The organism is Micromonospora sp. ATLC16 (assembly GCF_057196645.1).
Map to the genome: position 1 here is coordinate 88,888 of NZ_JBXUOW010000012.1, position 7,886 is coordinate 96,773.

Below are 7,886 nucleotides of genomic sequence, written 5' to 3' on the forward strand. Positions count from 1 at the left end.
GACCGGCCGGGAGCTGGCTGGTTCAGTCGTCGCGGTGGACGCGCCACCACTGCTGACCGGCATCAGGGAGGGTGTCGATCGGGTCGTAGTAGGCGTAACGCTTGCTCAGTGCCTCCAGGTCGGCGGACTCGATGGAGGTGCGGTAGTTCTTCGTCCAGTAGGAGATGCCACGTTCCCGGTCGTACTCGGTGACCATGTGCACCCAGCGCTTTCCGACGAAGGGCACGTCGCAGACGATCCGTGGGGTGGCGTATCCGGGCAGGTAGCCCATGATGTCGTGCTGAAGCTGCTGGGCGTGCCAGACCGGAACCCGCCAGTGTTCGGCGTTGGGGATCATGTCGCACATGTAGAAGTAGTAGGGCAGGATGCCCGCCTCGCCCTGGAGCGCGAAGCAGAGATCGAGCAGGTCCGTGCCGGTGGCGTTGACGCCCCGCATCAGCACGCCCTGGTTGCGTACGTCGCGGACGCCGATGTCGAGGGCGGTCTGCGCGGCCCTGGCAACCAGCGGGGTGAGTGACTGCGCGTGGTTGACGTGGGTGTGGATGGCGAGGTTGACGCCACGCCGGGCGGCGGTGCGGGCGACGCGTTCCAGGCCCTCCACGACGTCGGGTTGCAGCCAGTGCTGGGGCAGGCCCATGAGGGCCTTGGTGGCGAGCCGGATGTCGCGGATGGTTTCGATCTCAAGTAGGCGCATCAGGTACGACTCAAGGTTTCGCCAGGGCACGTTGGCCACGTCGCCGCCGGAGACCACGACGTCGCGTACGCCGGGGTGGGCCTTCAGGTAGCCGATGTGGGCGTCGTAGCGGTCGACGGGCTTGAGGCTGAGCTTGAGCTTGTCCACCGTGGGGGTGGAGTTGCCGACCAGGTCCATGCGGGTGCAGTGACCGCAGTACTGCGGGCAGGTGGAGAGCAGTTCGGCGAGCACCTTGGTGGGGTAGCGGTGGGTGAGGCCCTCGGCGACCCACATGTCGTGTTCGTGCAGGGAGTCGCGGGTGGCGTAGGGGTGTGACGGCCAGTCGGTGCGCCGGTCGGAGGCGACGGGGATCATGTAGCGCCGGATCGGGTCGGCGCGCAGCGCGTCGGTGGTGGGCGGGCCGTACGGTGCCATTGTGTTGATCATCTGGGGGGTCACCAGCATGGACATGGTGGCCAGGGCGCGTTGGTCGGCTTCGAGGTCGGCGTAGAAGGTGTCGTCGACGGTGTCGCCGAGCACGGTGCGCAGTTGCTTGAGGTTCTTGACGCAGTTGACGCGTTGCCACTGGGCGCTCTCCCACTGGTCGCGGGTGACTTCGCGCCAGCCGGGGAAGCGGGTCCAGTCGGGTTCGACGAGTGGGCTGCGGCGGTATTCGTAGGGTTGGCCGGTGCGGGTGGTGGGGGCCGGCGGGGTTGCCGGGATGGTCTGCACCGGCGGTCGGGTCTGGGTCACGGCCCCTCCTCTGCTGTACCTGAGTGATCGGCGAACCGCAGGCTACTGGAAAAATTTCGGTGGAGAAATTAGTCTGCCGTAAGTTTTCCCGCCATGCGAGTCCAAGGCGGAGTTTCAGGCGGTCGGACAGGGGAGGTTGGCGTGACGTCACCGGTGGGTCTGCATCGGGTTCTGGAACCCGGGGGCGTGTTGCCCCAGGCGGCCTGGCGGCTCGACACACGTCCGGAGGTCGCGCCGAACGAGGTGCGGATTCGGGTGGAGCGGCTGAACCTGGACGCGGCGAGTTTCCGGCAGTTGTCCGTCAAGCACGGCGGGGACGGCGAGGCGATCCGGGCCGAGGTGCTCGACATCATCGCGTCCCGGGGCAAGATGCAGAACCCGGTGACGGGGTCGGGCGGGATGCTGATCGGCACGGTCGAGGAGGCGGGTCGACGTTCGCCGTTGGGGCTCAAGGCGGGTGAGCGGGTGGCCACACTGGTGTCGCTGACCTTGACTCCGCTGGTGGTGACCGACGGGTTGGCCGGTTGGGACGGCCGGAGTGAGCAGGTGCCGTGTGCGGGGTGGGCGATTCTGTTCGCCCGGTCGATCGCGGCGGTGCTGCCGAAGGAATTGGATCCGCAGCTGTCCCTGGCGGTGTTGGACGTGTGCGGTGCGCCGGCGTTGACGTCGCGGGTGGTGTCCCGGTACGTGGCCGAACGGGCGGGCGAGGGGGATGCCCGACCGGTGACGGTGGCGGTGGTCGGCGGCGCGGGCAAGAGCGGTTCGTTGGCGCTGGCGGCGGCGCGACGGGCGGGCGCGGGTCGTACGGTCGGGGTGGTGCCGGTGGCCGCGGAGCGTGAGGCGCTGGTGGCGGCGGGTCTGGCCGACGCGGTGGTGTTGGCCGACGCCCGTGATCCGGTGGCGTTGTCGACGGCGGTGACCTCGGCCCTCGGGATGCCGGCGGATGTGACGGTGGTGTGCGTGGATGTGCCGGGTTGCGAGCACGGTGCGGTGTTGGCGACCGCGGACGGCGGCACGGTGATCTTTTTCTCGATGGCGACCAGCTTCGCGGCGGCGGCGTTGGGCGCGGAGGGTCTGGCGGCGGACGTGACGATGCTGGTCGGCAACGGGTACGTGCCGGGGCACGCGGAGTTGGCGTTGGGTCTGCTGCGGGGTGAGCCGGGGGTGCGTGGGCTGTTCGAGGCTCGGCTGGCGGCAGACTGAGGCCATGACGAACAACCCCTCGACGTTGTACCGCGCCGGTGTGCTGCACTGCCCGGCGGATCCGTCCGCGACGGCGTTGCTGGTCCGTGACGGGCGGATCGTGTGGCTGGGCTCGGATGCCGACGTTCCGTCGGCGGATCGGGTGGTGGAGCTGGACGGTGCCCTGGTGACGCCGGCTTTCGTGGACGCGCACGTGCATGTCAGCGACACCGGGCTGGTGTTGTCCGGGCTGGGTCTGTCCGGGGTGCGGTCGGCCGGTGAGTTGTTGGACGCGGTGTCGGCGTACGCGGCGGGGCTGCCGGCGGACGCGGTGGTGCTGGGGCACGGCTGGGACGAGTCGACGTGGGCGGTGGCGCAGCCGCCGTCGGCGGCGCAGTTGGGGCGGGCGGCCGATGGTCGGCGGGTGTACCTGTCGCAGGCGTCGATCCATTCGGCGTTGGTGTCGGAGGCGTTGTTGGCGGCGTGTCCGGAGGCGGTGGCCGCGCCGGGGTACGACGAGTCGGGTTGGCTGCGTCGGGACGCGCACCATGTGGTGCGGGCGGTGGCGCGGGCGTCGGTGACGCGGGCGCAGCGGGTGGTGGCGCAGCGGGTGGCGTTGGGGCATGCGGCGTCGGTGGGGATCGCGGCGGTGCACGAGTGTGGTGGGCCGGAGATTTCCGATGAGGAGGATTTCACCGGCCTGTTGGCTGTTTCCGGTGCGGGGGTGCCGGAGGTGTACGGGTACTGGGGTGAGTTGGGTGGTGCGGCGCGGGCACGGGAGTTGGGGGCGGTCGGCGCCGGTGGTGATCTGTTCGCCGATGGTGCGTTGGGTTCGCGGACGGCGCATCTGTCGCAGCCGTATGCCGATGGCGACGGGTGTGGTCACGGTTATCTGAGCGCGGATCAGGTCCGTGATCATTTGTTGGATTGCGCGGCGCACGGAATGCAGGGCGGGTTCCACGCGATCGGTGACGCGGCGGTGTCGACGGTGCTGGCGGGTTTCGCGGCGGCGGCGCGGCGGTTGGGCACGGATCGGTTGCGGGCGGCGCGGCATCGGGTGGAGCACGCGGAGATCGTGGATCGGCGGTTGATCGCCGGTTTCGTGGAGTTCGGGGTGGTGGCGTCGATGCAGCCGGCGTTCGACCGGTTGTGGGGTGGCGCGGGCCGGATGTACGAGACGCGGTTGGGGTTGGCGCGGTCGTTGGCGTCGAATCCGATGGGTGCGATGCACGGGGTCGGGGTGGCGTTGGCGTTCGGGTCGGATTCGCCGGTGACGCCGTTGGATCCGTGGGGTTCGGTGCGGGCGGCGGTGGCGCATCACAATCCGGTGCAGCGGATGAGTGTGCGGGCGGCGTTCGCGGCGCACACGCGGGGTGGTTGGCGGGCGGTGCATCTGGACAGCGAGGGGGTGCTGGCGTTGGGGGCGCCGGCGACGTTCGCGGTGTGGTCCACGCCGGCCGGGGTGGAGCGGGGCTTGCCGGTGTTGCAGGCCGCGGATCCGGAGGCGCGTGGCGCGGATGATCCGACGCCGTTGCCGGTGTGCCGGCGCACGGTGTTGCGCGGTGAGGTGATCTATGAGGAAGGGTCCGCGTGACGGGGAAGCTTGATCTGGATCCGGCGTTGGTGGCGCGGGCGCGGGAGTTGGCGCGGCGGGCCGGGCGGCCGGTGGTGGAGTTGGCGTGTGGTCACACCACGGTGTCGGTGGAGCGGGCGGTGTTGCGGCTGGCCGGGGTGACCGGTGCCGATCCGGACGGTATTCCGTGGGTGAACCGGCTGGTGGATGCGGTGGTGGCGGATGTGGGTCTGGGGCACGGGGTGGCGTTGCCGGTGTTCGACGCTCTGGCGCGTGAGCAGATCACGGATGTGACGTTGCTGGCGCAGCGGGCGGCGGCGGGGTCGGTGCGGTTTCAGGTGCCGTCGGGTCGGGCGGCGGCAGCGCGGCGGTCTGCCCGGAGAGCTGTCGCGGCGGGGGTCCGGCGGATCGATCGGCGGCGGGCCGAGCGGGACCGGTTGGTGAAGCGGTTCGGTGATCCGAGGCAGCGGCCGTGGATTTATCTGATCGTGGCGACCGGGGACATCTACGAGGACATTCCGCAGGCGCAGGCGGCGGCGCGGGCCGGTGCCGATGTGATCGCGGTGATCCGGTCGACGGGGCAGTCGTTGCTGGACTACGTGCCGGAGGGGGCGACGCGGGAGGGTTTCGCCGGCACGTATGCGACGCAGGAGAATTTCCGGCTGATGCGGGCGGCGTTGGACGAGTCGTCGCGGGAGTTGGGTCGGTATGTGCGGCTGACGAATTACGCGTCGGGGTTGTGCATGCCGGAGATGGCGACGCTCGCGGGCCTGGAGCGGTTGGACATGATGCTCAATGATTCGATGTACGGGATTTTGTTCCGGGACATCAATCCGGTGCGGACGTTCGTGGATCAGCGGTTTTCGCGTCAGGTGCATGCGCGGGCGGGGATCGTCATCAACACCGGTGAGGACAACTACCTGACCACCGCGGATGCGGTGGACGAGGCGCACACGGTGACGGTGTCGCAGCTGTTGAACGAGTATTTCGCGCATGAGGCGGGGCTGGCGGACTGGCAGTTGGGGCTGGGGCACGCTTTTGAGATCAATCCGGATGTGCCGGAGTCGTTTCGCCTGGAGTTGGCGCATGCGTTGCTGGCGCGGGAGTTGTTTCCGGATGCGCCGTTGAAGTGGATGCCGCCGACGAAGCACATGACGGGGGACGTGTTCCGGGGCAATCTGCTGGACGGGTTCTTCAATTTGGTGGGCACCATGACGGGGCAGGGCATCCTGCTGGTGGGGATGATGACGGAGGCGGTGGTGACGCCGTGGTTGTCGGACCGGGACATCGCCGTGCAGAACGTGCGGTACGTGCTCGGGGCGGCGGGTGGGTTGCACGAGGATTTCGTGCCGGCGTCGGGTGGTTTCATCCAGCAGCGCGCCCAGCGGGTGTTGGCCGAGGCGGTGGAGTTGTTGGAGCGGATCGGTGAGCAGTCGTTGTTGTCGGCGATCGCCGAGGGCACGTTCGGGATCATGAAGCGGCCGGCGGACCGGGGTAAGGGTCTGGACGGGGTGGCGCGGCACGAGGCGGGTTACTACAACCCGGCCACGGAGATCCTGGAGCAGCCGGGTGCGGTGCGGTTGCGATCCGAGGAGGTCCGGCCGTGAGCGAGCAGCGGATCGTCCGGCCGTACGGGGACACCACCGGTGACGGCATGGTGCAGGTGTCGTTCACGTTGCCGGTGCCGCATGACAAGCGGGCCGAGGGTGCGGCGGTGCAGTTGGCGAACAAGATGGGTGTGGATCCGGCGTTGCTGGTGCACGCGAAGCCGATCGGTGACGGGTTCACGTTCTTCGTGGTGTACGGGCGGGTGAACCATCTGGTGGACCTGTCGGCGGTGCGGGTGGTGGAGCGGGATTTTCCGTTGCTGAGCGCCAAGGAGGTCAACGCGGTCGTCAAGCGGCGGTTGCGGCGGAAGTTGTCGGTGGTGGGGGCGTGTATCGGCACGGACGCGCACACGGTGGGCATTGACGCGATCCTGAATGTGAAGGGGATCGCGGGGGAGAAGGGCCTGGAGTACTACCGGGAGTTGTCGGTGACGAACCTGGGTGCGCAGGTGAGCGTGCCGGAGCTGGTGGAGGCGGCGCGGGTGGCGCGGGCCGATGCGGTGCTGGTGTCGCAGGTGGTGACGCAGCGGGATGCGCATCTGCACAACACGCGGGAGATGTCGGCGGCGTTCCGGGAGGCGGTGCCGGCGGGGCGGCGGCCGTTGTTGATTGTGGGTGGGCCGCGGTTCGACGAGTCGCAGGCCGCTGAGCTGGGGGTGGATCGGATTTTTGGGCGTGGTACGACTCCGGGTGAGGTGGCGTCCTATCTGGTCCATGCGTTGATCACGGGTAGCGGGGTGAAGGTGGCATGACTGACCGGCGGTTGGGTGTGACGGTGACGCATCGGCGGTATGTGCCGTACGCGCATGCCCACTACGCGGGTGATCTGGTCGACGGGGCGTACGCGTTGGGTCTGTTCGGGGATGTGGCCACCGAGGTGTGTATCCGTACCGACGGGGACGAGGGGTTGTTCGCGTCGTACTCGGATGTGCAGTTCAAGGCGCCGATGCGGGCCGGTGACGTGCTGGAGGTGGTGGCGACGGTGACCCGGGTGGGTATCCGCAGCCGCACCATCGACTTCGAGGCGCGGGTGGTGTGTCGGGGTCGGCCGGATCGGGGTTCGTCGGCGGCGGAGGTGTTGGCCGAGCCGTTGGTGGCGGTGACGGCGACCGGCACGGTGGTCGTGCCGGCTGCGGTGTGAACGTCGCGGTCTGCGCCGACGTCGGTTCGACGTACACGAAGGTGGCGGTGGTCGACCTCGACGGTGGTGGGCTGGTGTCGGCGGCGGCGGCACCGACCACTGTGGGGTCGGATGTGTTGCGTGGCCTGGACGCGGCGGTGGGTGCGGCCACGGTCGGGTTCTCCTCGGGTGAGGTGCCGTGGTTGGTGTGTTCGTCGGCGGGCGGCGGGTTGCGGCTGGCGGTGATCGGCTATGAGCCGTTGGTGACCGCGCAGGCGGGGCGGCGGGTCGGCCTGTCGGCGGGGGCGGATGTGGTGCATGTGGCGGCGGGGCGGTTGGGCCGGGCGGAGTTGACGGCGTTGCGGGCGGCCCGCCCGGATGTGGTGCTGCTGGTGGGTGGCACCGACGGCGGGGACGCGGAGACGCTCACGCACAATGCGACGCGGTTGGCGCGGGCCCGGTGGCGGGTGCCGGTGGTGTTGGCGGGCAACGTCGATGTCCGTGACGAGCTGCGCGGGTTGTTGGCCGGGGCGGGGGTGCCGGTGACGGTGGCCGACAATGTGCTGCCGCGTATCGGGGTGTTGGCGCCGTCGTCGGCGCGGTCGGCGATCCGGCAGGTGTTTCTGCGGCATGTGATCGGCGGTAAGGGATTGTCGCGGGGGGGCCGGTTCGCCCGGCTGGTGCGGGCGGCGACGCCGGACGCGGTGCTGTCGGGGGTGGAGGTGCTCGCCGACGTGGCCGGCGGCGACCTGGTGGTGGTTGACGTGGGTGGCGCGACCACGGACGTGTACTCGGTGCTCACTCCGGACGAGCGGGCCGGCGGGCCGGGCCGGGAGGTGGCCGGTGAGCTGTGGCGGGCGCGGACGGTCGAGGGGGACCTGGGGGTGCGGTGGAGCGCGCCGGGGGTGGTGCGGGCGGCCGTCGAGGAGCGGCTGCTCGCGGCGGGGGAGGCCGACGGGTTGGCGGCCGAGGCTGCGG

The 7,886-nt window shown here is 69.9% G+C and carries 7 protein-coding genes; 6 read left to right on the forward strand and 1 reads right to left on the reverse strand.

The window, feature by feature from the left end; genetic code table 11:
- Positions 1–22: 22 nt before the first annotated feature.
- Complete coding sequence (locus AC2CHE_RS07895) at positions 23–1,426, reverse strand: KamA family radical SAM protein (RefSeq protein WP_484504226.1); 1,404 nt, start codon at positions 1,424–1,426, stop codon at positions 23–25.
- Positions 1,427–1,519: 93 nt separating this feature from the next.
- Here AC2CHE_RS07895 and kdd point away from each other — a divergent pair, with 93 nt between their 5' ends.
- The 6 genes from kdd to AC2CHE_RS07925 all read left to right on the forward strand — a co-directional run.
- Positions 1,520–2,629: an L-erythro-3,5-diaminohexanoate dehydrogenase gene (gene kdd, locus AC2CHE_RS07900; RefSeq protein ID WP_484504227.1), complete on the forward strand. Its 1,110-nt coding sequence runs from the start codon at positions 1,520–1,522 to the stop codon at positions 2,627–2,629.
- A gap of 4 nt (positions 2,630–2,633) precedes the next feature.
- Positions 2,634–4,202, forward strand: coding sequence for an amidohydrolase (locus AC2CHE_RS07905; RefSeq protein WP_484504228.1), 1,569 nt, complete (start codon positions 2,634–2,636; stop codon positions 4,200–4,202).
- Positions 4,199–5,788, forward strand: coding sequence for a lysine 5,6-aminomutase subunit alpha (gene kamD / locus AC2CHE_RS07910; protein WP_484504229.1), 1,590 nt, complete (start codon positions 4,199–4,201; stop codon positions 5,786–5,788). The genes AC2CHE_RS07905 and kamD overlap by 4 nt, the downstream gene beginning before the upstream one ends.
- Positions 5,785–6,540, forward strand: a complete 756-nt coding sequence (gene kamE, locus AC2CHE_RS07915; RefSeq protein WP_484504230.1) for a lysine 5,6-aminomutase subunit beta — start codon at positions 5,785–5,787, stop codon at positions 6,538–6,540. Before kamD ends, kamE begins: the two co-directional genes overlap by 4 nt.
- A complete protein-coding gene (gene kal, locus AC2CHE_RS07920) occupies positions 6,537–6,929 on the forward strand; it encodes a 3-aminobutyryl-CoA ammonia lyase (protein ID WP_484504231.1) in 393 nt (130 codons plus the stop codon). The genes kamE and kal overlap by 4 nt, the downstream gene beginning before the upstream one ends.
- Positions 6,926–7,886 (forward strand): glutamate mutase L (locus AC2CHE_RS07925; RefSeq protein ID WP_484504232.1); only part of this gene is annotated, 961 nt, incomplete at its 3' end. The genes kal and AC2CHE_RS07925, both read left to right, overlap by 4 nt.

What these genes read in the sequence shown, in the direction of transcription:
- kdd (WP_484504227.1), top strand. Translation starts at nt 1,520, where the DNA reads ATGCGAGTCCAAGGCGGAGTTTCAGGCGGTCGGACAGGGGAGGTTGGC.
- AC2CHE_RS07905 (WP_484504228.1), top strand. Translation starts at nt 2,634, where the DNA reads ATGACGAACAACCCCTCGACGTTGTACCGCGCCGGTGTGCTGCACTGC.
- kal (WP_484504231.1), top strand. Translation starts at nt 6,537, where the DNA reads ATGACTGACCGGCGGTTGGGTGTGACGGTGACGCATCGGCGGTATGTG.